Below are 22,529 nucleotides of genomic sequence, written 5' to 3'. Positions count from 1 at the left end.
CCTGGGCATGGCAACGGTGACGTTCGTCGACGAGACGACATCAGGGGACAGGGGCGCGGCCTTCGGACTGGAGATCGCGGAGGAGCGGCTCACGGCACGCGAGTTGATCCGACGGCGGGTCTTCCAGGAGGTCGCGGAGTTCAACGCGCGCACGGAGCCGCAGCTCTTCCAGGGCCTGGTGCAGCCGCAGGACACGGAGCGCGTGCTGAACGGGTACGCGCTGCGCACCCCGCGCCGCATCGATCCGGAGGCCCAGGCGGAGCGCGCCCTGGCCGCGTTCGCGGGGAACGGCTTCCTGGTGTTCGTCGGGGACCGGCAGGTCACGGACCCGGACGAGGAGATAGAGCTGCCGCTCGGCGTCGAGGTCACGTTCCTGAAGCTCGTGCCGCTGGTGGGTGGCTGACATGGATCTGCTGAGCAACCTGGAGAAGATGCGGGGCCACGCGGCCGCGGGCGAGGCCGGTCCGCTCGCCCGCGAGGCGCTGGACGTGGCGACGGCCCGGACCGTCCGGAGGGGGGACCAGTGGGCCCAGATGATCGAGTGGCTGCGCAGCCTCGATCCCGCGCTCCGCGCCGCGGTGGCGGCGGAGTCGGTCCGTCAGTACGCCGACTTCGACTCCGACGAGGGCGCGTGGGTGAAGACGGTGCGGCTGCTGCAGACCGTGGGCGCGGACCTGCCGGGTGATCCGCTCGCGGCCGAGCGGACCGCCGAGCTGGAGAAGCTCGGCACGGAGGTCTCCCTCTGGTGGGACGGCGAGGTGCAGTCGGTCGCCGAGCACGAACTGGCGGCCGGCCGACCGCTGTCGGCCCCCGTCGTGGCGTTCCTGCGCCGGTGCGCCCTGGAGGCGTACCGGCGCCCGGAGATGGCGGCCCTGGCCCAGAAGCTGACGGAGCCCGTGCTGAACGTGGGAGAGGCGTGGGCCGAGCGGGCGATGGACGAAGCCGCCGAGGGGCCTTGGCGCGCCCTGCTCGTCCACGCCGCGACCGCCACGTCGGCCAGGCCCACGGCCCAGTGGGACAAGACCGCGCTCACCCTCGTCGAACCCCTCGGCGCCGACACCGTGCGTGCGGCGGTGCTCGGCTGGCTCCCGCTCGTCGGCAGGCCCCGCACCTTCGCGTTCACCAGTGTGCGCTCCGGGCCCGACGCGAACCTCGCCTTCGACCCGTTCAACGCCAACGCCCTGCGCGGCCTCACCTGGATCCTCGCCCTGCTGCCCGCCCACCCGGACACGGCCCGCGCTCTCGGCACGCTGGTCGAGACCTCCCTGAAGAAGGTCCCCGGCCTCGGGCCGGTCAACCCCAAGGTCGCCAACGCCGCGGTCACCGCCCTCGCCCGGATCCACAGCGAGGCCGCACTCGCCGAGCTCGCCCGGCTCGCCAGCCGCGTCACCTACAAGGGCACGCTCAAGCTGCTCAACGCCGCCCTCGACACCCGCGCGGAAGCCCTCGGCCTCAGCCGCGAGGAGGTCGAGGAACTGGCCGTGCCCGCCTACGGGCTGACCGAGGTGGGCCGCCGCGCGACACGACTCGGCGACTTCACCGCCCTGCTGGAGATCCAGGGCGGCAAGGCCGTCCTGCGCTGGCACTCCGCCGCCGGCAAGGCGGTCAAGTCCGTCCCCGCCGCGGTCCGGCGGGACCACCCCGAGGCGCTGAAGGAGCTGAAGACCGCCGTCAAGGACATCGACAAGATGCTCGGCGCCCAGGCCGAGCGCCTGGACCGGCAGTTCCTCGCCCGCCGCACCTGGCCCTACGCCGCCTGGCGCGAGCGCTGTCTCGACCACCCCCTCGTCGGCACCCTCGCCCGCCGCCTGCTGTGGACGGTCGACGGCACCCCGGTCGGCTTCGCCGACGGTGCCCTGCGCACCCTCACCGACGACCCGGTCGAGCACGGCACGGAGGTCACCCTCTGGCACACCGTCGGGCGTGAGGCCGCCGAAGTGGTCGCCTGGCGGGACTGGCTGGAGCGGCACGCGATCACCCAGCCCTTCAAACAGGCCCACCGCGAGGTGTACCTGCTCACCGACGCCGAGCGCGTGACGAGGACGTACTCGAACCGGTTCGCGGCGCACATCGTCCGCCAGCACCAGTTCCACTCCCTCGCCGCCGTCCGCGGCTGGCGCAACAAACTGCGGCTCTGCGTCGACGACGAGGCGCCGCCCGCCACCCGTGAACTCCCCGAGTGGGGCCTGCGAGCCGAGTACTGGATCGAGGGCGACGGCGAGGAGTACGGCGTCGACACCACCGACTCGGGCAGCTACCTGAGGCTCCGTACCGACCAGGTGCGCTTCTACCCGATCGACGCACCGGCCAACTCGGCGCACTGCTACGGCGGCGCGTACACCATGCGGCTGCGCGACGGCGCGGAGCCGGTCGAGCCGTTGCCGCTCGCCGACGTCCCGCCGCTCGTCCTCTCCGAAGTCCTGCGGGACGTGGACCTGTTCGTCGGCGTCGCCAGCGTGGGCAACGACCCGACCTGGCAGGACGGCGGTCCCGGCGGCCGTTTCCGCGACTACTGGACGTCGTACGGCTTCGGCGAGCTGAACCAGAGCGCCGAGACCCGCCGCGCCCTCCTCGAACGCCTGGTGCCGCGCCTCGCGATCGCCGATCGGTGCACGCTCGAGGGCCGGTTCCTGCACGTGAAGGGCGAACTGCGGACGTACAAGATCCATCTCGGCTCGGGCAACATCCTGATGACGCCGAACGACGAATACCTCTGCATCGTCCCCAAGTCGTCCACGGCAACCGCCGCGCAGACCGGTTACCTGCCCTTCGAGGGCGACCGGACCCTGGCCGTCGTGCTGAGCAAGGCGTTGCTGCTCGCCAGGGACACCGAGATCACCGACCCGACGATCGTCAGCCAGATACGCCGCTCACGCCGCTGATGGGGAAGCGGTGTCGGCGCGGACCCGTGCTCGCCCCGGTGAAGGCGGCGCGTCGCTCCACCTTCATCCGGGCACGCTCCCTTCGCCTCTGAGCGGAGTGGCGTCCGGGGCGAACGGGCGGTGGAAGGTGAAGGCGTGCGGCGCGGGGTCGTGCTCGCCGAGGTGTTCCAGCCGGGAGACCCCGTCCTGCCAGGTGGGAGTCACGCCCTCGGGCACCCACCAGAAGACGTGAGCCGGGTGCCCCGTCCTCTCGAACCAGTCGTAGCGCCTGTTCAGCGCCTCACGGTGCAGACCGGTGTAGACGGCGTCGAAGGCGGGGCGCAGGGCGGTCCACAGCGAGAGGGTGGTGGCCAGGGCGGTGGTCTCCGCCGTACGACCCTTGGTGTACCAGGTCGGCACGGCGAACTCGCCCCAGTCACCCCAGTCCGCCTCGAAGAACACGCCCCGGCCGCCTTCCGCCGCCTCCGCGTGGCCGAGGTATCCGGGGTGCCGACCGATCTTCCGGTAGACGGCCTCACCGATGTCGTAGAACTCGCGGGTGAGCGGTCCGGGATCGGCGAGAGGCGTCTTCAGGACGCCGAAGGTGTACAGAGCGAGATGGGGCATGCGACTCTCCCTGGTCGAGGGTGCATGGAGACTCCCGTGCGACCGTGACCGATCGCCGAGGACCAGGCGAAGGTAGCCGCCCCAGCGGGCCCTGTCGAAGTTGCGTTTTCCCCGTCCGAATGGCCTCCGGGACCGTCACACGAGGGGGGTGGGAGGACACATCGCAGGCTCGTGACGCCGGCCGGGGCTCCGGAGCGGGGAAGACATCGTCGACGGTGTTCGGACGCGGCCTCGCGGGGGTTCCACGGTGGGCCGTCGTCGTCCTCTCCGAGGGACGGTCACGCCCGTAGAGGTCCGTGTCCGCCCGGTGTGCGGTGTGTCGGGCGCGGGAGGATGATGGCAGGGCCCGGGAGTTCGGCACCTCACGACCGGGCGGTGGGCGAAGGAGGGTCGGCGTGAATCGGTACAACGCCGGGACCGGACCTGTGGGGCCCGACCAGGACGGGGCCGTCTCCGAGCCCAGTGGCCTGCTGGACCTGCTGGGTGTCGCGGCGGCCGTGCTCGACGACGAGGGCCGCATCACCCTGTGGAGCCCGGAGGCGGAGCGCCTCTTCGGATACAGCTCCGCCGAGGCGCTGGGACGGTACGCGGCGGACCTTCTGATCGATCCCCTGCACAGGTCCCAGGTGCTGGATCTCTTCGCCCGGGTGCTGTCCGGTGAGTCCTGGGCCGGAGGGTTCCCCATCCGCTGCAAGGACGGCACGGTGCGCCAGACGGAGTTCCGCAACGTGCCGCTCCAGGACGATCAGCACCACGCCTACGCGCTCGGTATCGCCACCGACCAGAAGCAGCTGCGTGAGCTGGAGACCGGTCTGGCGCTGACCTCGCGCCTGTTCCACCACGCGCCGTTCGGTGTGGCCGTGCTCGACCCCGACCTGCGCTACATGCTCGTCAACCCGGTCCTGGAGAAGATCCACGGCAAGCCGGCCGGCGAGACCGTGGGCCGGCACCCCTCCGAGGTCATCCCCGTCCCGGACACCAGCCGGATCGAAGCGGCCATGCACCGCGTCCTGGCCACGGGCGAACCCCTGCTGAACCAGTCCACCCTCAGCACCACCCCCTCCGATCCCGACCCGCGCGCCGAACACGCGTGGTCGGCGTCCTACTACCGGCTCCAGGACCAGCGCGGCCACATCATCGGGGTGGCCGTCACTGTGGTCGACGACACCGAACGGCACCGGGCCGCCGCCGAGGCCGGCCGGGTGCGCGGACGCCTGGCCACGCTCGCCGAAGCGGGGATGCGCATCGGTTCCTCCCTCGACCTCGACCGCACGGCGCACGAACTCGCCGACATCGCCGTCGACGACCTCGCGGACGTCGCCGCGGTCGACGTCCTCGATGTGATCTTCACGGCCGCCGATCCCGCCGTCCCCGACACCGGGCAGGGCACCGCCTTCCGCCCGCTGGCCGTGGCCGCCCGTCCACCGACGGACGCCGTCCGGGCCGCCGACCCGGTCGGTGAGTCCGTCATCTACGCCGCGGACCGGTTGGTCACCCAGTGCGTACGAACTGGGCGGCCGGTCCTCGTGCCGCACCTGACGGCCGAGAGCTTCCGGCGTCTGGGCACTCGGCCCGACAGCGGGATCCTCGACCGCGCGGGTGCCCACTCCTACCTGGCCGTGCCGCTCCGGGCGCACGGCTGCGTCCTGGGCGCCCTGTCCCTGCTGCGCGTCCACGACCCGCGCCCCTTCGACGAGGACGACCGTGACTTCGCCGTCGAACTCGCCGACCGGGCGGCCATCTGCGTCGACAACGCACGCTGGTACCGGCACGAACGCGACACCGCTCTCGCGCTGCAGCGCAGCCTCCTGCCGCACCGGGCCCCGGACCGCCCCGGGCTCGGGATCGCCACACGCTACCGCCCGGCCGACGACACCTCCGAGATCGGAGGGGACTGGTACGACGTGCTTCCCCTGGCCGGCGACGGCACCGCACTCGTCATCGGCGACGTCATGGGCAGCGGCGCGACGGCCGCCGCCACCATGGGACAACTGCGCACCGCCACCCGCGCCCTGGCCCGTCTCGACCTGCCGCCGGGCGCGGTGCTGAGCGGCCTGGACTCCCTCGCCGAAGACCTCGACTCCTCATTCGCCACCTGCACCTACCTCACCTGCCGGCCGGCCGCCGGTACCTGTGAGATCGCCACCGCCGGCCATCTGCCGCCCGTGGTGATCCGCCCCGACGGCACCACCGGACTCATCGACCCGACCCCCGGACCCCCGCTCGGCATCGGCGGCACCACGTTCACCACCCACCACTTCACGCTCGCCCCCGGCAGCCGCGTCCTGCTGTACACCGACGGTCTCGTCGAGACGCGCACCGACCCCATCGACGACCGGCTCCAGCTCCTCCTCGATCTGCTCACCCGCCACTCCCATCGAGAGCTGGAGGACACCTGCGACCTCCTCCTGGAGGAACTGCGCCACCCCGGCTCCCGTGACGACGTCGCCCTTCTCCTCGCCTCGCTCACCTGAACCCCGAACCGCGGTTAGCTACCTTGACATACCTATACGTCTATATATAGATTCGGGGTATGCCCGAGATCAGCCCGTCCGCGCAGGACATCGACCACGTGGCCGCAGGGCTCGTGGCGTGCCTGCCGGCGCTGACCCGGGCCCTCGACCGGCGGGTCGGCCAGGACTTCCCGTACCCGAAGCCCCCGGAGGCCCAGCTCGCGCTGCTCCGGCATGTACAGACCCATGACGGGACCACGGTGCGTGCGGCGGCCGACGCGCTGCTCATGAAGCCGAACAACGTCAGCGCCCTGGTGACTCAGCTCACCGAGCAGGGGCTGCTGGAGCGCCGGTCGGACCCCGCCGACAAGCGGGTCGCGCATCTGCACCTCACGCCGACCGCACGACAGCGGCTGACCGAGGCCGAGCGCACGATGGCCGTCCAGGTCGCCCGTGCGCTGCACGCGATGACCGACGGCGAGCGTGCGGCGCTCGGCTCGGCCCTGGGCGCGCTCTCCTCGCTCAGCCGGCACCTCCACACCCGCGACTGACCTCGCCGCACCCGGCCCCGGACCCATCGGCTCCGGGGCCGTGGCCCGGCGTGGCCGCCGGACCCTCCGTCCCGCGCGCCGGCCTCCGTACGGGGCCGGTGGTCGTTCCCCCCTGCCGTGCGGACGGCCGCGGTCCTCGCGCCGCCGCCCTCCCCGGCCGTAACTCCCACACTCGAAAGAGGACCGGCACACCCATGCCTTCCGCCATCTCCGCATCCTCCGCGCGCACCCACGCTCCGCCCGCCGACCGTCCCCGCGGCCGCCGCGCGAACCCCTGGCTGACGCTGATCGCCGTGGCGTTCGGGCTGTTCATGGTCGGGCTCGACGGCTCCGTCGTCTCCATCGCCAACCCGGAGATCGGCCGGGACCTGAACGCCTCGACCACCGATCTCCAGTGGGTCACCAACGCCTACCTGCTGGCCCTCGCCGCCGCGCTCATCCTCGGCGGCAAGCTCGGTGACCGCTTCGGACGCCGGACCTTCTACCTGATCGGCGTCGCGGGCTTCACCGTCGCGTCCGTCGCCATCGGCCTCGCGGGATCCGTCGAGGGCGTGATCGCCTTCCGCGCGGTGCAGGGCTTCTTCGGCGCGCTGCTGATGCCCAACACCCTCGGCATGCTGCGGGCCGTCTTCCCGCCCAAGAAGTTCGGCATGGCCGTCGGCATCTGGGCCATGGTCTCCTCGGTCTCCACTGCCCTCGGCCCCATCGTCGGCGGACTGCTCGTCCAGCACGTCAACTGGGAGTCCGTCTTCTACATCAACGCCCCGATCGGCGTCCTGGCCCTGGTGTTCAGCGCGCTGGTGCTGCCGCAGACCAAGAGCGGCGGCGCGGCGGACGAGAAGTTCGACCTGCCCGGGGTGATCCTGCTGGCGCTCGGTCTGCTCGCCGTCGTCTTCGGCGTCGTCAAGGGCGAGACCTGGGGCTGGACCTCGGGCGGCACCCTCGGCGCCATCGGGGCCGGCCTGGTGATCCTGCTCGCCTTCGGCTTTTACGAGACCCGGGTGGCGGCCCCGCTGCTGCCCATGCGCCTGTTCCGGAACCCGGCGCTCACCATCGGCACGGTCATCACCGCGCTGAACTTCTTCGTCCTGCTCGGCGTGATCTTCTTCGTCATGCTCTACCTCCAGAACGTGCGCGGCTTCACGCCCGTCGAGGCCGGTGTGCGCACGCTGCCGCTGAGCCTGGCCTCGGTCGTGGCCTCCCCGCTCGGCGCGGCGCTCACGGACCGGTTCGGGCCGCGGCTCACCATGCCGCTGGGCATGGCCCTCCAGGCGGTCGCCTGCTTCACCATGCTCGGCTGGAGCGCCGACTCGTCGTACGCCACGATGTGGCCGCCGTTCATCGCGCTCGGCCTGGGCGTGGGCATGGTGATGTCGTCCTCCTCCGACGCCATCGTCGGCAACGCGCCGGTCAAGGACGGCGGTGTGGCGGGCGGCCTCCAGGCGACCGCCCTGCAGATCGGCGGCGCCCTCGGCACGTCCGTGCTCGTCTCGCTGATCAGCAGCCGTGTCGGTTCCACCCTCACCGGCGAACTGACCTCCGCCGGTGCGCCCGCGCAGGCCGCGGCCGGACTGAGCGAGGCCAAGGACGCCGTGGCGATGGGTGTCGCGCCCGTCTCCGACACGATGCCCGACCAGCTGAGGACCGCCGTCGTCGAAGGCAGCCACCAGGCGTTCATGAACGGGGTGCACACCGCCGCCCTGGTCGCCGGGGTGCTGTGCGTCATCGGCGCCGCGACCGCCGTCGTCGGTGTGCGCCGCACCCCCGACACGGCTCGTCACTGACGGACCCCGGACCCCGGACCCCGGCCCCCGGACCCCGGACCCGGTTCCCGGGTCCGGACCTCGGACCGCGGGACCGGGCCCGGTCGAGCCCTCACTCGGCGGGAACGGCGTCCCGCACGTCGGCCACCTCCCAGGGCCCCGCTCGTGCCACGAGCGGGGCCCTGCGCGCGGGCCCACGTGGCGCAGCGGCCGGGCCGAGACGGGCCGCACGCGCCGGTCGGGTCAGAGGCGGCTGCCGATCGTCAGCTCCACGTCGCTCCCGGCTCGGGCCAGGCGCCGGATCAGCCAGGTGCGACCCGCGAGGGGGGTGCCGGCGCCGGTGGTGTAGGGCGGGACGTCGAGCACGGCGCCGGCCTGCTCCTCGATGCGCAGTTCCGCCGCGGTGACGACATCGTCGCGAAAGCGCAGATGCAGGTCGATCGGCCGGGGATCGGCGGCGAAGCCGTCGGGGTCGGGCAGCTCCAGGAGCAGGCAACGCGCACCGGGAAACAGATGAGTGTGACCGCAGACGGCCTGGAAGGCGTCGGCATCGGTCGGTTCCGTGGGGGAGGGCCGCACGAGAGGGCTCCAAGGGCTCAGGGGACGGGCCCTGAGCAGTCTGACGGCCCGGACGGTCGCGCCCCGGGATTCCCTGCCCGTGCTGCGCCGCCCGTCACTCAACCGCTGCGCGCGCCCGCTCCGTCGCCGGTTCAGGGCTTGGCCAGGGACCGGAACTCGGTCGGCGTCATGCCGGTGCGCTGACGGAAGAACGCGCTGAACACCGTCGGGTAGGCGAAGCCGATGCGTTCGCTGACCGCGGCGGGCGGCAGGGAGGTGTGGATGAGCAGGCGCTTCGCCTCCAGGAGCACCCGGTCGTCGATGTAGCGCTTGGCGCCGCAGCCGAGGGCCGCCCGGGTCGCCCGGGTGAGCGTGCGGGCGCTGTACCCGAGCCGGGCGGCGTAGTCCTCGACCCGGTGGGTCCGGCCGAAGCCCTCCTCGACGGCCTGGCGGAACAGGTGGAACGGCTCGCTTCCGGCGGAGCGCGTCCGCCGTGGGTCGGCGAGGTGGACGAGCCGGATCAGGATGACCGAGAGCAGGTGGCGCAGCGTCTCGATGTACGCCTCCAGCGCCAGACCGGGCAGCTCCCGGTGCTCGTCGACCAGCGCGTCGAGGTAACGGAGCAGGGCGGCCTGACGTGCCGCGTCCGGCGAGACCAGGCGGCACGGGGCATGCTCGCCGTCCCGTATCAGGACATCGGTCGCGGCGCTGGGGAAGCCGGTCGGGAAGACCAGGACGGTGGCGTCGCAGTCCCCGGGACCGTCCGGGAAGCGGAGGACCTGACCGGGCCACACCCACAGCCAGTCGCCCGCCCTCGCGGTGTAGGAGGTGAAGTCCACCGAGCACGCCACCCGCCCGCCGCGCACCGCGACGATCAGATGGAAGTCGGGCCGCGCGGGCAGGGTGAGGGGCAGCTTTCGGCCGGCGGCACGGACGGCGAGCCCGGGCAGGTCGAGAACCTCCAGGCCCGGAGGTCTGCCCGGAGTCGGACGGTAGGACACCCTCGGGATTCCGCTCGGCCGACGGCCGGCCGCGAACTGTCCGTTTTCCTTCATCGCGTGCCCGAGTGTATGCCGGTCGGCCTCCGGTGACGGTCCTAGGTTGGGCGGGAGGAAGCGCGACCGGGCCGAGCCGCACACGACCGGCCCCGCGGTGCCCCCGGCCGAGTGCGCCGCCCGTTCCCGCGATCAGGAAGGACACCATGACCATCGAGTTCGCCACCCGCTACCGCGAGCGCTCCCACATCCCCGCCGAGCCGGGCAAGCCCTACTTCATCGAGAAGGGCATGGGCGACCGCGCCCACCTCTTCACGGACATGTTCACCGTCTACGCCGGCGGCGAGCAGACCGAGAACACCTTCAACTTCTTCACCTGCGAGGGCCCCAAGGGCGACGTCATCCCGGCCCACTCCCACCCGGACACCTACGAGGTCTTCTACGTCACCGACGGCGCGGTGCGCCTGTTCGTCGAGGACCTGGAGGGCGAGCAGTACGAGAAGCTGCTCACCGCGGGCGACTTCGGCTTCGTACCGAAGAACTGCCCGCACGCCTACCGCATCGAGCGCCACCACAGCCGGATCGTCGGCGTCGCGGCCGGCCCCGGCGGCACCTTCGAGCGGTTCTTCGAGAACCTCGGCACCCCCACCGACGAACTCACCGTGCCGCAGCGGCCGTACGTGCCCGAGCCGCACAAGTTCGGCACCGTGCCGCAGCAGTACGACGTGACCTTCCTGCCCGACCACGAGTGGCGCACCGGCAACTGACCACCCCCGCCCCGCTGAGCTACGGAAGCGCCCACGGGGACGGCGGGTGACCGGGCCACCGGCACGGACCGGGTCGGGCCGGCCGCCCTGCTAGGAAGCCCGTGCGTCGTGGTCCTCGCGGTGGGCGAGGACTTCTCCCATGTGGGTCTGCGCCCAGTGCCTGAGCCCGCGCGTCAGGTGATGGAGTGAGAGGCCGAGGTCGGTCAGCTCGTAGGTGACGGTGACGGGGACCGTGGGTTTCACGGTGCGGACGAGCAAACCGTCGCGTTCGAGGGCCCGCAGGGTCTGAGTCAGCATCTTCTGGCTGACGCCGGCCAGGAGCCGGGCCAGCTCGGAGTAACGCATCGCCTTGGGGGCGTGCGAGGCGCCGGACTGCTCGGGTGTGTCACCGCCCAGTGCGCACAGGATCAGGACGACCCACTTGTCCGAGATCCGGTCGAGGAGCTGACGGCTGGGGCACACCGCCAGGAACGCGTTGTACTCCGCTTTGGCCTGTGCCTTCTCGTCGGCCTTCGTCGCCACTGGCCTCGCCTCTCACTTTCCGGTCCGTTACGCACTTCGAAGTGCCTACTTCCCGACGGGAAGTTCCTCTCCAACACTGGTGCAAGGGAGTGGGAGACACCACCCCCGGCACATAGTGAAAGGCACCACGATGAACACATCCTCCGCGTCTCTTCCCGGCGGAACCTGGACTCTCGGTGACTCGTCCGTCACCCGCTTCGGTTACGGCGCGATGCAGCTCGCCGGCCCCTGGGTCATGGGGCCGCCCGCCGATCACGACGGTGCTCTGGCCGTGCTGCGCGAGGCGGTCGGCCTCGGGATCACCCACATCGACACCAGCGACGCCTACGGACCACGCTTCACGAACGAGCTGATCCGTGAAGCGCTGCACCCTTACCCGGAGCCGCTGTTCATCGCCACCAAGGTGGGTGCGACCCGGGACGCGCAGGGCGGCTGGCCCACGGCCCGGCGCCCCGAAGACCTGCGCAAGCAGGTCCATGAGAACCTCGGCTCCCTCGGCGTCGACACCCTCGACCTGGTCAACCTGCGCATGGGCGACGCTCAGGGCCCCCGGCCCGGCTCGATCGCCGAAGCGTTCGAGACGCTCGTGGACCTCCGACAGGAGGGACTGATCCGCCATCTCGGCGTCAGCAATGTCACCGCGGAGCAGGTCGCCGAGGCCCGCGGCATCGCCCCCATCGTGTGCGTGCAGAACATGTACAACCTCGCCCACCGCCACGACGACGACCTCGTGGATCACCTCGCCGCCGATGGCATCGCCTACGTGCCGTTCTTCCCCCTGGGAGGCTTCACGCCGCTGCAGTCCGAGGCCCTCTCACGGGTTGCGAACCGACTGGGGACGACGCCTATGTCGGTCGCGTTGGCCTGGCTGTTGCGGCGCTCGCCGAACATCCTGCTCATCCCCGGCACTTCCTCCACCGCCCACCTGCGCGAGAACGTCGCAGGCGCCGGTCTCTCCCTCTCGGACGAGGATGTGGCCGAACTGGACGGCATAGGCCACTGAACAATATGTGAGACCCCTGCGCCCATATGGTGATGCTTCGGTTCACGTCCTGTCAGGAGGGGCACGCGCTGTGCCTGCCAGTGCAACCGATCAGGACGGGTGGTAGTGCATGACCGATACGGACCTCACGCGTACTGACCCTCCCCGGGCCCCGCTCCTTCTGGAGGGCGACAGCTCCGAGGGCATCGCTCGCGCCCGCGACCTCACCCGTGCCTTCGTCGACGGACTGGACCCGGCTCCGGCCGCCGAGACGGCCGACATCCTCGCCCTCGTGGTCTCCGAGCTCACCACCAACGCCCTGCGGCACGGCGGAGGCCGGTACACGCTCGAACTCACCGCCACCTCCGAGGTCGTCGACGCCGCCGTCAGCGATCCCAGCCCCGCGCCTCCACGGGAACGGATCCCGGATCTCATGGGTGGCACCGGAGGGTTCGGGTGGCCCATGGTCCGGCGCCTCGCCGGCCGGGTCGTCGTGGTCCCTGGGCCCGGCCGGGGGAAGACCGTTCACGCTCGTCTTCCGCGGCGGCCCGGGCCCGGTGACGCCTGAGATATCCGAACAACCGCCCTGTTCACCGGTTGCCCCTGCGCTCCCCGGGTAGCAGCGCAGGAGCGGAAGGCCGTATTCGCCCGCGTGTCTGGTACTGAGAGTGATGAATCGTGACTGGTCTCGGCAGTTCGGGCGGTGGCCGTGGGAAGGGCTCGGGCGATGCTCCCGAGGATGTCGCCCGGGAGATCGCCGATGCCGTCGAGGCTCTGGCGAGCCTGTGGTCGCTGGCCGCTCAGGAGGCGATGCTGCGGTTGTCCGTGCAGCAACTGCGGGCGCTGCGGGAGTTGCGGGCGACACCCGACCTCAACCTCACCGCTCTGGCGGAGCGGCTGGCCGTGGGGCTTCCCACCGCCAGCCGCCTGTGCGACCGGCTCGAAGCCGCCGGCTTGCTGGAGCGCGCACTGCATCCGCGCAGGCGCCGTGAGGTGCGGCTCAGTCTCACCTCGCACGGACACAAGGTTCTGGACGATGTCGCGGGGCGCAGAGCGCAGGCGCTCGCCGCTGTGCTGGTGGGGATGGAACGCGCCGACCGTGCGGCTCTGAGTCGCAGTATGCGGGCGTTCCTCGCGGCGCGGGAGTCCGGTTCACCGCTGTCCGGGAGCGGAGAGGAGCAGGACTGTCCCGCGCGTTCCGTACGGGCGGCGGGGGCCGGCGGCGAGGCTCCGGAGGCGCCCTGCGGCACGGACGACTAGCCGTGGTTCACGGCGTCGTGGTGGTGTGTCGGAGCGGCAGGCGGCTCACAGGACACCGCTGCGAGGGACCGGCAGTGCGGAGAGCCACTGGGTGACGGTGACGGTGGTGCCCTGCCCGGGGTGGCTGTCCAGGGTGAACTCCTGCACCAGACGCTTGGCCCCGCTCAGGCCCAGCCCGAGCCCGCCGCCGGTGGTGTAGCCGTCGGTCATCGCCAGGTCGATGTCGCGGATGCCGGGGCCCTCGTCGATGCACGACAGCCGCAGCCCACGGGCCTGGCCGTCGTCCAGAACGGTCAACTCCATGCGGCCGCCGCCACCGTGGACGAGGGTGTTGCGGGCGAGTTCGCTGGCGGCGGTGAGCAGCTTGGTCTGCTCCACGAGGCCGAAGCCGAGGCCGGCCGCGGCCCGGCGGACTTGGTGCCGCGCCCAGGCCAGGTCGGCGTCGGAGCCGATGGGGAAGCTGGTCGTCAGGCCGAGCCGGGCAGACATGACACGCCCTCCTGCGGATGTGGGGACCGTGCCGGGGAAGCGGCTCCCAGCAGGGCCAGGGCGCTGTCGACGTCCAGGGCGGTGCGCGGGCCGGGCAGGATGAGCCCCAGTTCGACCAGCGTGATCGCGACGGCGGGCCGCATCCCGGTCACCACCGTCCGGGCCGCCATCAGGTGGGCGCCGGCGGCGATCTCCGCCAGGACACGGCCCAGGAAGGAGTCGACGATCTCCACGCCGGAGATGTCGATGACGACGCCGGTCACCGGCCCTCGCGCGATGCGGTGCGCGAGGTCGTCCTGGAGCTGCTCGGCCGCGCCGTCGTACGGGGCTTCCCGCAAGGTGACCAGCAGTACGTCACCCAGCTCCAGCACCGGCACGGACACCGCGGGCCGCAAGGTCACCGTCGGACCGCCGCGGCGGTCCGCGGGGAGACTTCGATACCCAGCCGGCCCAGCGCGTAGGCGAGGGCGTCGGCCAGTCCGGCGCGTGTGGTGACGGGACCCAGATCGATGCCGAGGTGGACGATGGTCTGGGCGATCGCCGGGCGGATACCCGAGAGGATGCACTCGGCACCCATCAACTGCGCGGCGGCCACGGTCTTCATCAGGTGCTGGGCGACCAGGGAATCGACCGTGGGGACACCGGTGATGTCCAGGATGGCGTAGCGGGCGCGCTGCGCGACGATCGTCTCCAGCAGGCTCTCCATGACGACCTGGCTGCGGGCGCTGTCGAGCGTGCCGATCAGCGGTACCGCCACCACGCCGTCCCACAGCCGGATCACCGGGGTGGCCACCTCGAGAAGCTGCTCGCGCTGGCGGGCGATGAGATCCTCGCCCGCGTTGAGCGCCGTCTCCATCACGACCAGGCGCAGGGTCCCCATCAGCACGGTCAGGGCCAGCACGGACTCCCGGGCCTGCGGCTCCGAGGGGTCGGAGAACTCCGCGAGGAGCAGCTCGGTGGCCGGGGACCGCAGCGCCGCGACCTCCTCGGCGATCCGAGCCGGGGACGATCCGCTCCGGGCCCGGGAGGCGGCCATACGGCCCAGCTGGTCACGCACGGCCCCGAAACCGGCCGCCGCGACGTCCTCCGGCCGGCCGGACGACGCGACGGCGGCCAGCGCGTCCACCACCGCCTTGCTCGCCTCGACCGCCTCGTCACGGGAGAGGGTGAACACCGTGCGGAACAGAGGGACGTCCGCCCAGCGTTGGGCGAGCTGCTCGCGGCGCCGGGCGAGGAACGCGCCCACCTGCCGCGTCGCCAGCTCATGGGCTGCGTTCCGCTCCGACACCTGCATCGTCTCCCTTGCCCGTGGTCACCGCGCCGCCGAACGACGCATCCCTCCCGACAATAATTGCCGTATGGCAAACATTAGCCCCGGGGGTGGGGGCGAACAAGCGATTCCGGGTGAGGGTTCGGTGGTGGCGGTTCCGGTCACCGTCCCAGCCAGTCCAGGCAGACCACGAGAGCGTCGTCGTCGGGGACCGGCCGGCCCCGGTGGCCCGTGAGCTCCCGCAGGACGGCCCGGGGGACCTCGGCGGCCGGCAGCAGGCGCGTCGCCTGGATCGCGCGGGCCAGGGCCGCGTCCCCGTAGGCCTCGCCCTTCGGGGAGGCGACCGCGTAGACGCCGTCGCTGACGAAGAGCAGCCGGTCACCGGGCTCGACGCGGAACTCCTGGGCCACGTAGTCGGTCTCCTCGAACATGCCCAGCGGCAGCTGCGCCTCCAGCTCGATGTGCTCCACACTCCCCGCGCGCAGCCGGAGCATCTGCGGCGATCCGGCGTCCACCACCCGGGCCCGCCCCGTGGCGAGCTCGAAGTCGAACATCAGCATCGACAGGTAGCACTCGCCCCGGTACTGCGCGTACACCGCCTGGTCGGCCAACGCCGCCTGGTCGGAGATCGGCAGCCCCGCGCGCCGGGCGTTGCGCAGCGCGTTGATGGCCAGGTTCGTCAGCAGGGAGGCCTCTATGCCCTCGCCCATGCCGTTGGTGACGTACAGCATCAGGTGTTCCGCGGTCGCGGACCAGTCGAAGTTGTCGCCGAAGATGGCGTACGCCGGCTCCAGTTGCGCGCCCAGCTCGTACTCGGGCCGGGTGCAGGAGCGGCCGGGCAGGAGCTGCCACTGCATCTCCGCCGCCAGCGTGAGCCGGTCCTTGCGGCGGGCCTGGAGATACAGGTCGGTGTCCCGCTCCGCCACGACCACCTCACGCCCCAGCACCTCGGCGATCTCGGCCAGCTCCGCCAGGCAGCCGCGGACGTGGTCGCCGCCCGGCAGCACGACCGACAGCACGCCGAGGCGGTCACCGCGCACACTCACCGGGAGGTGCGCCCGCACGGACCCGCCTCCCGGCGCGTCCTCCACGAACGGCTCCTGGGCGCCGAAGGCCCGGCCCTCGGGGCTGTTGTGCACCGACACCGGCTCCATGGTGTGGGGCAGGACGGACACCGGCTGCAGCACGGTCAGTCCGTAATCGGCCATGAACAGCTCGACGCTGTCCGCCGCGTACTGCTCGACCAGTACACGACGGACAGCGTCGAGCAATTGATGCGGTGCGGCCGTACGGACGGCGCGCTCGGCGATCACAAATCTGTTCACGAGGGGAAGTCCAATCATTTGTCTGGCATCTCGGGAATGTGGGGACACGCGATCGATACGGGAGAAAGTCGGTGCTCCGGGCCGTGGGCCGCCGGAGTCCGGGCCTAGTACGCTGACATCCGTCCCGGCGTCTGCGAGAGTATGAACGTGAGTACCGTCCGCCCCGGCCCACAGCCCGACGAGGTCGCACGCGTGACCTCCACGGCCGCGGAGCTGCTGGAAGTGCTCTGGGGGCGTGCCTCGACGGCTCCCGCCTCCGCCTCCCAGCTGCGCGTGCTGCTCATCCTCGAACACCACGAGGGCATCAACCTGCGCACGCTCGCCGACTCCCTCGCCTCCACGCCTCCTTCGACCAGCCGACTGTGCGACCGGCTGCAGGCCACCGGGTTCGTCGAGCGTGTGGTGAGCCCGTCCGACCGTCGCGAGGTGCGCCTGCGCCTCAGCGACCGGGGGCGGACCTTCCTGGAGGACCTCCGCCGGCGAAGGCAGCGCGAACTGCAGGCGGTGCTGGACGTGATGCCCGCGGCGAAGAGGGCAGCGCTGCTCGAAGGGCTGGAAGCCTTCTGTGATGCGGCGGCGGGCCAGATACACCACGAGGCCGACTCCGACGTCCGATCCGCCTGAAGCGGGCACGGCCCGCCCGGGCGCGCCGCCGTCTCGGCATGACGGCAACCGGTGCGCGGTGCGACGCCGGACCGGCGGAGCATCCCGGCCCCTTCCTCATCCACTTCTGCCACGGCCACTGTGTTGCCTCATGACTACGGTTGTCAAACGGCAACAATCCCCCTTCCTGCTCGGACATCCGGTACCCGCTGCGCCGCGGTGCAAGGCTGTCGCGGTGTCGTGAGGGCGCTGGGGCCCACGTGGACCGGCTGCCGGCACCGAGGGGGAGTGCTGTACCACCGGGGAGAGCACGAAGGGGGGCATGCGGAAGCGGCACGGCTCCTCGGGGAGGCCGCCGTGCCGCGCGAGTCCGCGGGAGCGGGGAACGGGTCGGCCTCAGTGGGCCGTCGTGAGGGTGTCCAGGCGCAGCGGAGCGCCGGTGCGCGCGGTGATGGCCTCGACGGTGACGCCCGGGGCCGTCTCGACGAGGGCGAGGCCCTCCTCGGTGACGTCGATGACGCCGAGGTCGGTGATGACGCGGTGGACGCACCGTTCACCGGTGAGGGGGAGCGCGCACTCCCGGACGATCTTCGGGCTGCCGTCCTTGGCGGTGTGCTCCATCAGGACGATGACGCGGCGGGCGCCGTGGACGAGGTCCATGGCGCCGCCCATGCCCTTGACCACCTTGCCGGGGATCATCCAGTTGGCCAGGTCGCCGCGTCGGGACACCTGCATGGCGCCGAGGACGGCGGTGTCGACGTGGCCGCCGCGGATCATGCCGAAGGAGAGCGCGGAGTCGAAGAACGAGGCGCCCGGCAGGACGGTGACGGTTTCCTTGCCCGCGTTGATCAGGTCGGGGTCGACCTGGTCCTCGGTGGGGTAGGGGCCCGTACCGAGGATGCCGTTCTCGGAGTGCAGGACGACGTGGACGCCGGGCGGGAGGTGCTGGGGGACGAGGGTCGGCAGGCCGATGCCGAGGTTGACGTAGGAGCCGTCGGTGAGTTCGGCGGCGGCGCGGGCGGCCATCCGGTCGCGGGTCCAGGGCATCAGGAACGCACCGTCCCTCGTGCCGAGGACGCGGCGAGCGTCAGACGTTCGACGGGCTTGTCGGCGGCCTGGGCGGCGCTGAGCGTGACGACCCGCTGCACGTAGATGCCGGGCAGGTGGACGTCCTCCGGCGCCAGTTCGCCGGGTTCGACGAGTTCCTCGACCTCGGCGATCGTGACGCCCGCGGCCATCGCGGCGAGGGGGTTGAAGTTGGCGGCGGCCCGGCGGAAGACGAGGTTGCCGTGCCGGTCACCGCGCCAGGCCCGGACGAGGGCGAAGTCGGTGGTGATGCCGTGCTCCAGGAGGTACGGGCGCCCCCCGAACTCCCGTGTCTCCTTGGGCGGAGACGGGACGGCCACCGTACCGTCCGGCGCGTACCGCCAGGGCAGCCCGCCTCGGGCCACCTGGGTGCCGACACCGGCCGGGGTGTAGAAGGCGGGGATGCCCGCGCCGCCGGCGCGCAGCCGCTCGGCGAGGGTTCCCTGCGGGGTGAGTTCCACCTCCAGCTCTCCGCTGAGGTACTGGCGGGCGAACTCCTTGTTCTCGCCGACGTAGGAGCCGGTGACGCGGGCGATGCGGCCGGCGGCGAGGAGGACGCCGAGGCCCCGGCCGTCCACGCCGCAGTTGTTGGAGACGACCCGCAGACCGGTCGTGCCCCGCGCGTACAGGGCGTCGATGAGGGCGGCGGGGACGCCGGAGAGGCCGAAGCCGCCGACGGCGAGCGAGGCGCCGTCGGGGATGTCGGCCACCGCCTCGGCGGCACTGCCGCGGACCTTGTTCATGTGCTGGGTTCCCTTCCGGGAGGCGTACGGGGCGTAGGGGGTTCAGACGGTGGCGCCGGGCAGGACGGCCGACCAGCCGCCGTCGACGACGAGGTTGGCGCCGGTGATGTACGCGGCCTCGTCGGAGGTCAGGAAGACGGCCGCGTTCACCACGTCGTCCGGGGTGCCCACCCGGCCCAGCGGGACGTGGCGGGCGATGCCGCGCATCGGGTGGTCGTCGGCGAGCAGGTCGGCGCGCGAGCCGTCGGTGTCGATCATCCCGGGGCTGACGCAGTTGGCCCGGACGCCGTGCGGGGCGCCCTCCGCGGCGAGCTGCCGGGTCAGTGCGATCACCGCGCCCTTGGACGCCGAGTGCGCCGTGCGCGTGTTGGTGAGGGAGCCGGTCAGGCCGGCGGTCGAACCCACCGTCAGCACGCAGCCGCGGCTGCGGACCAGGTGCGGCCAGGCCGCCCGGACCGTCAACCACACCGAGTCCAGCTCGGCGCGCATCGTGAACGCGAAGTCCGCGTAGGACTGCGAGCCGATCGGCCCGAAGCGGACGGCGCCCGCGTTGGCGTAGACGATGTCGACGCCGCCGAACGCGTCCACGGCCTCCTCGGTCCAGGACCGCACGGACGCCTCGTCGGTGACGTCCACAGGACCCGGCGTCAGCATCGTGCCGCCCTCACGGGCCACCAGCCGCTGGGTCTCCAGGGCCTCCTCGTGCAGCAGGTCGCCGCCCACGACCAGCGCGCCCTCGGCGGCGAAGCGCAGGGCCGCCGCCCGGCCCTGTCCCCGGGCGGTGCCGGAGATCAGGGCCACCTTGCCGTCGAGCCGGTTCATCCGCCGGCCTCCGAGGCGAGCAGCGCGTCGGAGACGGACTTGACCCCGCCGTGCGCCGTCAGGCCGCCGTCCACCGGAATCTCCGCACCGGTGATGAACGACGACTCGTCCGACAGCAGGAACACCACCAGCGGCGCCACCTCGTCCACGGTGCCGGTGCGCCCGAGGGGAGTCTCCCGGACGTTGGCCGCGCGGAACGTGGGGGCCGCCGAGGCCGTCATCTCCGTCTCGATGTAGCCGGGGTGAACGGTGTTGACGCGGATGCCGAGGGGCCCGAGTTCGAGCGCGGCGGTCTTGGACAGGCCCCGCAGCCCCCACTTGCTCGCCGTGTAGGCGACCGGGTAGTGGGCGGTGAGCGCGGCCGAGGAACCGACGTTGACGATCGAGGAGCCCGGCGGCATCAGCGGGCTCAGGTGCTGGATGCCGAGCAGCGGACCGGTCACGTTGACCGAGTGGACCCGCTCGAAGTCCTCGGCCCGCACGTCACCGACCCGGGCCCGCCAGGTGACGCCCGCGTTGTTCACCAGGCCGTGCACCTGCCCGTACGCCTCCCGCAGCTCGGCGGCCAGTTCCGCCCACTGCTCGCCGTCGCTGACGTCGAGGCGGCGGCAGTCGCCGACCGGTGCCACGTCGGTGGCGACGACCCGGGCGCCCTCGCGGGTGAGGGCCTCGGCCTCGGCGGCGCCCTGCCCGCGGGCGGCGCCCGTGACCACGACGACCTTGCCGAGCAGCCTCTTGGGACGCAGGTCGCTCACGGCCGCACCCGGCCGCGCCGCCGGCCCGTCGGCAGAGGCACCGGATCGGTGCCGGGGACGACGGTGTTGGTCAGGGTGCCGATGCCCTCCACCGTGAGGGTGACCGTGTCGCCGGGCTTCAGCGGCGGCGGGGTCCGCTCGCCGCGCCGGCCCCACAGCTCGGCCAGGCAGCCGCCGTTGCCGCAGGTGCCCGAGCCGAGGACGTCACCCGGCACGACGCGGGTGCCGCGGGAGGCGTAGGCGGTCATCTCCTCGAAGGTCCAGCTCATGTGGGACAGCAGGTCCTCACCGACCTTCTCGCCGTTGACCTCGGCGGTCAGGGCCAGGCGCAGGAACCCGTCGGCGTCCCGGTACGGCTCCAGCTCGTCCGCGGTGACCAGCCAGGGACCGAGCGTGCCGGCGGTGTCCTTGCCCTTGCAGGGGCCGAGGCCCACCTTCATCTCCGCGCTCTGCAGGTCGCGCGCGGACCAGTCGTTGAACACGGTGTAGCCGACGATGTGGTCGCGGGCCTGTTCGGGCGTGAGGTCCCGGCCCTCCCGGCCGATCACCGCGCCGACCTCCAGCTCGAAGTCCAGCACGGCCGAGCCGGGCGGCACGGGGATGTCGTCCCGGTGGCCGTGGATCGCGTGCGGGTTGGTGAAGTAGAAGGTCGGGGCGGCGTACCACTGCTCGGGGACACCGGCCGCCCCGTCGACGGAGCGGCGCACGCCTTCGACGTGCTCCTCGAAGGTGACGAAGTCCCGTATCGAGGCGGGCTTCAGCGGAGGCAGCAGCCGTACCTCGGAGACGTGCGGGCCGGGCGGGACGTCGAGTGCGTCCCGGCCGGCGGCGAGCAGGCCGGGCAGGCCGTCGGTCCGGGCGAGCAGGGCCGACAGGGACGAGACGTCCGGCAGCGGGAGGAGGGTGCCGTCGTCCTCGACGACGGCCACCCGGTGACGGTGGCGGTGCTCGTAGGAGGCGAAGCGCATGGTGTGACTCCAGTGGGACGGATCGGCCGGTCCAGCGGGATCGACGGCCTCGTGGACCAGGAGGCCGCGGCGCCGGGCCGGGGTGACCGGCTCCTCGCCGCGGACGGTGTCGCCGAAGAGGTCAGGACCGGGGACGCGACGGTGCGCGTCAGGGCGTGGGCGGCACGGCCGCGTCCCCGGGGGCTCGGCGCCGGCTCAGACCGGCGGGGCGACGAAGACGCCGCGGTCGGGGTCGTTGAAGGACTCCTTGGCGACGAGTTCGTTCATGGGATTGGCGGTGCCCCACTGGTCGGTGACCTCGGGCTGGGAGAAGTCGTAGACGTGGGGGTGCCAGGTGTCCTCGTCCAGGCACTCCAGCTCGGTGGTGTACTCGACGGTGTTGCCGTGCGGGTCGAGGAAGTACGTGAAGGTGTTGTCGCCCGCCATGTGCCGGCCCGGGCCCCAGATCTTCCTGAAGCCGGCCCGGATGACACGGCCGGAGCCGCGCATGTACTCGTCGATGCCGCGCATCTCGAAGGAGACGTGGTGCAGGGAGGTGTGCGGGCCCTTGGCCAGCGCCATGGAGTGGTGCTGGTTGCTGATCCGCATGAAGTGCATGACCTCGCCCATGTGCGGCGAGCTGAGCGTGTCGGAGAGGGCGAAGCCGAGGTGGCGCTCGTACCACTCGCGGGTGCGGTTCAGGTCGGGGGAGTTGAGGACGACGTGCGAGAGCTTGACCGGGATGGACTCCTTCTCCTCGATCTTGCGGTGCTGCCGGACCTCGACGTCGGCGGAGACCTCGATGGTGCGGCCGTCGACGTCGAAGAAGCGGAAGCCGTAGCCGCCGCCGGGGGTGTCGACCGTGCCAGGCCGGGAGATCAGCCGCACGCCGCCCGCGAGCAGCCGCTCGGCGAGGGTGTCCACGTCGGCGGCGCTCGCGGCGCCGTAGGAGACGAGGTCGAGGCGCTTCTCCTCGGCCTTGCGGAGCCGGACGACGTACTGCTCGGGGGAGCCCTCGGCGGCCAGGAAGGAGATGCCGGAGTCCTCGGCGACCTTGGTCAGGCCCCAGACGCCGGAGTAGAAGTCGAGCTGCTTGTCGTAGTCGGGCACGGCGAGGTCGACGTGCCGCAGGTGGGTGAGCAGGCGCATG

At 72.1% G+C, this 22,529-nt stretch carries 24 protein-coding genes; 10 read left to right on the top strand and 14 right to left on the bottom strand.

The window, feature by feature from the left end:
- Nucleotides 1–7: 7 nt before the first annotated feature.
- Both ACFZP7_RS02160 and ACFZP7_RS02155 read left to right on the top strand, forming a co-directional pair.
- A complete protein-coding gene (locus ACFZP7_RS02160) occupies nt 8–403 on the top strand; it encodes a hypothetical protein (protein WP_385633694.1) in 396 nt (131 codons plus the stop codon).
- Between the two features lies 1 nt (nt 404).
- Complete coding sequence (locus ACFZP7_RS02155) at nt 405–2,882, top strand: DUF4132 domain-containing protein (RefSeq protein WP_385633693.1); 2,478 nt, start codon at nt 405–407, stop codon at nt 2,880–2,882.
- Nucleotides 2,883–2,945: 63 nt separating this feature from the next.
- On the opposite strand, the gene ACFZP7_RS02150 is transcribed toward ACFZP7_RS02155, so the two are convergent.
- Nucleotides 2,946–3,488: a DUF3291 domain-containing protein gene (locus ACFZP7_RS02150; RefSeq protein WP_385633692.1), complete on the bottom strand. Its 543-nt coding sequence runs from the start codon at nt 3,486–3,488 to the stop codon at nt 2,946–2,948.
- Nucleotides 3,489–3,883: 395 nt separating this feature from the next.
- On the opposite strand from ACFZP7_RS02150, the gene ACFZP7_RS02145 reads away from it, so the two are divergent.
- The 3 genes from ACFZP7_RS02145 (at nt 3,884) to ACFZP7_RS02135 (ending at nt 8,276) form a co-directional block, all read left to right on the top strand.
- Nucleotides 3,884–5,962 (top strand): SpoIIE family protein phosphatase, encoded by a 2,079-nt coding sequence (locus ACFZP7_RS02145; RefSeq protein WP_385633691.1) that lies wholly within the window; start codon nt 3,884–3,886, stop codon nt 5,960–5,962.
- 59 nt (nt 5,963–6,021) lie between these two features.
- On the top strand, nt 6,022–6,492 hold the full coding sequence (locus tag ACFZP7_RS02140; RefSeq protein WP_385633690.1) for a MarR family winged helix-turn-helix transcriptional regulator: 471 nt from the start codon (nt 6,022–6,024) through the stop codon (nt 6,490–6,492).
- Nucleotides 6,493–6,686: 194 nt separating this feature from the next.
- Complete coding sequence (locus ACFZP7_RS02135) at nt 6,687–8,276, top strand: MFS transporter (RefSeq protein WP_127441871.1); 1,590 nt, start codon at nt 6,687–6,689, stop codon at nt 8,274–8,276.
- 222 nt (nt 8,277–8,498) lie between these two features.
- Here ACFZP7_RS02135 and ACFZP7_RS02130 read toward each other — a convergent pair whose 3' ends face one another.
- Nucleotides 8,499–8,834, bottom strand: coding sequence for a hypothetical protein (locus tag ACFZP7_RS02130; protein ID WP_385633689.1), 336 nt, complete (start codon nt 8,832–8,834; stop codon nt 8,499–8,501).
- Between the two features lie 131 nt (nt 8,835–8,965).
- On the bottom strand, nt 8,966–9,814 hold the full coding sequence (locus ACFZP7_RS02125) for an AraC family transcriptional regulator (RefSeq protein ID WP_385633688.1): 849 nt from the start codon (nt 9,812–9,814) through the stop codon (nt 8,966–8,968).
- Between the two features lie 200 nt (nt 9,815–10,014).
- Here ACFZP7_RS02125 and ACFZP7_RS02120 point away from each other — a divergent pair, with 200 nt between their 5' ends.
- Nucleotides 10,015–10,575, top strand: coding sequence for a quercetin 2,3-dioxygenase (locus ACFZP7_RS02120; RefSeq protein ID WP_019324409.1), 561 nt, complete (start codon nt 10,015–10,017; stop codon nt 10,573–10,575).
- A gap of 90 nt (nt 10,576–10,665) precedes the next feature.
- Here the strand turns inward: ACFZP7_RS02120 and ACFZP7_RS02115 are convergent, their stop codons facing one another.
- Entirely contained in the window at nt 10,666–11,097 is a 432-nt protein-coding gene (locus ACFZP7_RS02115) for a winged helix-turn-helix transcriptional regulator (protein WP_385633687.1), read from the bottom strand.
- A gap of 130 nt (nt 11,098–11,227) precedes the next feature.
- On the opposite strand from ACFZP7_RS02115, the gene ACFZP7_RS02110 reads away from it, so the two are divergent.
- From ACFZP7_RS02110 to ACFZP7_RS02100, 3 genes are all read left to right on the top strand, one after another.
- Nucleotides 11,228–12,100 carry an aldo/keto reductase family oxidoreductase gene (locus tag ACFZP7_RS02110; RefSeq protein ID WP_385638305.1) on the top strand — a complete coding sequence of 291 codons (873 nt, stop codon included), beginning with the start codon at nt 11,228–11,230 and terminating at the stop codon, nt 12,098–12,100.
- A 109-nt stretch (nt 12,101–12,209) separates the two neighbouring features.
- The gene (locus ACFZP7_RS02105; protein ID WP_385633686.1) at nt 12,210–12,647 is read left to right on the top strand and encodes an ATP-binding protein; all 438 of its coding nucleotides are present in this window, start codon (nt 12,210–12,212) and stop codon (nt 12,645–12,647) included.
- Nucleotides 12,648–12,757: 110 nt separating this feature from the next.
- Complete coding sequence (locus tag ACFZP7_RS02100) at nt 12,758–13,339, top strand: MarR family winged helix-turn-helix transcriptional regulator (RefSeq protein WP_385633685.1); 582 nt, start codon at nt 12,758–12,760, stop codon at nt 13,337–13,339.
- A gap of 45 nt (nt 13,340–13,384) precedes the next feature.
- Here ACFZP7_RS02100 and ACFZP7_RS02095 read toward each other — a convergent pair whose 3' ends face one another.
- The 4 genes from ACFZP7_RS02095 to ACFZP7_RS02080 all read right to left on the bottom strand — a co-directional run bounded on the left by ACFZP7_RS02095 (nt 13,385) and on the right by ACFZP7_RS02080 (nt 16,423).
- The gene (locus ACFZP7_RS02095; protein WP_193515637.1) at nt 13,385–13,828 is read right to left on the bottom strand and encodes an ATP-binding protein; all 444 of its coding nucleotides are present in this window, start codon (nt 13,826–13,828) and stop codon (nt 13,385–13,387) included.
- Nucleotides 13,807–14,229 carry an STAS domain-containing protein gene (locus ACFZP7_RS02090; protein WP_385633684.1) on the bottom strand — a complete coding sequence of 141 codons (423 nt, stop codon included), beginning with the start codon at nt 14,227–14,229 and terminating at the stop codon, nt 13,807–13,809. The genes ACFZP7_RS02095 and ACFZP7_RS02090 overlap by 22 nt, the downstream gene beginning before the upstream one ends.
- Nucleotides 14,226–15,122 (bottom strand): STAS domain-containing protein, encoded by an 897-nt coding sequence (locus tag ACFZP7_RS02085; RefSeq protein WP_385633683.1) that lies wholly within the window; start codon nt 15,120–15,122, stop codon nt 14,226–14,228. Before ACFZP7_RS02085 ends, ACFZP7_RS02090 begins: the two co-directional genes overlap by 4 nt.
- Nucleotides 15,123–15,259: 137 nt before the next feature.
- Complete coding sequence (locus ACFZP7_RS02080) at nt 15,260–16,423, bottom strand: PP2C family protein-serine/threonine phosphatase (protein WP_355515962.1); 1,164 nt, start codon at nt 16,421–16,423, stop codon at nt 15,260–15,262.
- A 141-nt stretch (nt 16,424–16,564) separates the two neighbouring features.
- Between ACFZP7_RS02080 and ACFZP7_RS02075 the strand changes: the two genes are divergently transcribed.
- Nucleotides 16,565–17,047 carry a MarR family winged helix-turn-helix transcriptional regulator gene (locus ACFZP7_RS02075; protein ID WP_210900586.1) on the top strand — a complete coding sequence of 161 codons (483 nt, stop codon included), beginning with the start codon at nt 16,565–16,567 and terminating at the stop codon, nt 17,045–17,047.
- Between the two features lie 375 nt (nt 17,048–17,422).
- Here the strand turns inward: ACFZP7_RS02075 and ACFZP7_RS02070 are convergent, their stop codons facing one another.
- The 6 genes from ACFZP7_RS02070 to ACFZP7_RS02045 form a co-directional block, all read right to left on the bottom strand.
- Entirely contained in the window at nt 17,423–18,073 is a 651-nt protein-coding gene (locus ACFZP7_RS02070) for a 3-oxoacid CoA-transferase subunit B (RefSeq protein WP_385633682.1), read from the bottom strand.
- Nucleotides 18,073–18,855 (bottom strand): CoA transferase subunit A, encoded by a 783-nt coding sequence (locus ACFZP7_RS02065; RefSeq protein ID WP_019324421.1) that lies wholly within the window; start codon nt 18,853–18,855, stop codon nt 18,073–18,075. Before ACFZP7_RS02065 ends, ACFZP7_RS02070 begins: the two co-directional genes overlap by 1 nt.
- Before the next feature lie 42 nt (nt 18,856–18,897).
- A complete protein-coding gene (locus ACFZP7_RS02060) occupies nt 18,898–19,677 on the bottom strand; it encodes an SDR family NAD(P)-dependent oxidoreductase (RefSeq protein WP_019324422.1) in 780 nt (259 codons plus the stop codon).
- Nucleotides 19,674–20,432, bottom strand: coding sequence for an SDR family NAD(P)-dependent oxidoreductase (locus tag ACFZP7_RS02055; RefSeq protein ID WP_385633681.1), 759 nt, complete (start codon nt 20,430–20,432; stop codon nt 19,674–19,676). The genes ACFZP7_RS02060 and ACFZP7_RS02055 overlap by 4 nt, the downstream gene beginning before the upstream one ends.
- Complete coding sequence (locus tag ACFZP7_RS02050; protein ID WP_136235028.1) at nt 20,429–21,400, bottom strand: fumarylacetoacetate hydrolase family protein; 972 nt, start codon at nt 21,398–21,400, stop codon at nt 20,429–20,431. The genes ACFZP7_RS02055 and ACFZP7_RS02050 overlap by 4 nt, the downstream gene beginning before the upstream one ends.
- A 195-nt stretch (nt 21,401–21,595) precedes the next feature.
- Nucleotides 21,596–22,528 carry a VOC family protein gene (locus ACFZP7_RS02045; RefSeq protein ID WP_220670194.1) on the bottom strand — a complete coding sequence of 311 codons (933 nt, stop codon included), beginning with the start codon at nt 22,526–22,528 and terminating at the stop codon, nt 21,596–21,598.
- Between the last annotated feature and the right edge of the window lies 1 nt (nt 22,529).

The organism is Streptomyces sp. SudanB5_2050, assembly GCF_964272335.1.
In the GTDB taxonomy this organism is placed as follows: Bacteria; Actinomycetota; Actinomycetes; order Streptomycetales; family Streptomycetaceae; genus Streptomyces; species Streptomyces rochei.
This window is presented reverse-complemented; position numbering and strand designations above follow the sequence as displayed.

What these genes read in the sequence shown, in the direction of transcription:
- ACFZP7_RS02160 (WP_385633694.1), top strand. Translation starts at nt 8, where the DNA reads ATGGCAACGGTGACGTTCGTCGACGAGACGACATCAGGGGACAGGGGC.
- ACFZP7_RS02155 (WP_385633693.1), top strand. Translation starts at nt 405, where the DNA reads ATGGATCTGCTGAGCAACCTGGAGAAGATGCGGGGCCACGCGGCCGCG.
- ACFZP7_RS02150 (WP_385633692.1), bottom strand. Translation starts at nt 3,488, where the DNA reads ATGCCCCATCTCGCTCTGTACACCTTCGGCGTCCTGAAGACGCCTCTC.
- ACFZP7_RS02140 (WP_385633690.1), top strand. Translation starts at nt 6,022, where the DNA reads ATGCCCGAGATCAGCCCGTCCGCGCAGGACATCGACCACGTGGCCGCA.
- ACFZP7_RS02135 (WP_127441871.1), top strand. Translation starts at nt 6,687, where the DNA reads ATGCCTTCCGCCATCTCCGCATCCTCCGCGCGCACCCACGCTCCGCCC.
- ACFZP7_RS02120 (WP_019324409.1), top strand. Translation starts at nt 10,015, where the DNA reads ATGACCATCGAGTTCGCCACCCGCTACCGCGAGCGCTCCCACATCCCC.
- ACFZP7_RS02110 (WP_385638305.1), top strand. Translation starts at nt 11,228, where the DNA reads ATGAACACATCCTCCGCGTCTCTTCCCGGCGGAACCTGGACTCTCGGT.
- ACFZP7_RS02105 (WP_385633686.1), top strand. Translation starts at nt 12,210, where the DNA reads ATGACCGATACGGACCTCACGCGTACTGACCCTCCCCGGGCCCCGCTC.
- ACFZP7_RS02095 (WP_193515637.1), bottom strand. Translation starts at nt 13,828, where the DNA reads ATGTCTGCCCGGCTCGGCCTGACGACCAGCTTCCCCATCGGCTCCGAC.
- ACFZP7_RS02085 (WP_385633683.1), bottom strand. Translation starts at nt 15,122, where the DNA reads ATGCAGGTGTCGGAGCGGAACGCAGCCCATGAGCTGGCGACGCGGCAG.
- ACFZP7_RS02075 (WP_210900586.1), top strand. Translation starts at nt 16,565, where the DNA reads ATGAACGTGAGTACCGTCCGCCCCGGCCCACAGCCCGACGAGGTCGCA.
- ACFZP7_RS02070 (WP_385633682.1), bottom strand. Translation starts at nt 18,073, where the DNA reads ATGCCCTGGACCCGCGACCGGATGGCCGCCCGCGCCGCCGCCGAACTC.
- ACFZP7_RS02065 (WP_019324421.1), bottom strand. Translation starts at nt 18,855, where the DNA reads ATGAACAAGGTCCGCGGCAGTGCCGCCGAGGCGGTGGCCGACATCCCC.
- ACFZP7_RS02060 (WP_019324422.1), bottom strand. Translation starts at nt 19,677, where the DNA reads ATGAACCGGCTCGACGGCAAGGTGGCCCTGATCTCCGGCACCGCCCGG.
- ACFZP7_RS02050 (WP_136235028.1), bottom strand. Translation starts at nt 21,400, where the DNA reads ATGCGCTTCGCCTCCTACGAGCACCGCCACCGTCACCGGGTGGCCGTC.
- ACFZP7_RS02045 (WP_220670194.1), bottom strand. Translation starts at nt 22,528, where the DNA reads ATGCGCCTGCTCACCCACCTGCGGCACGTCGACCTCGCCGTGCCCGAC.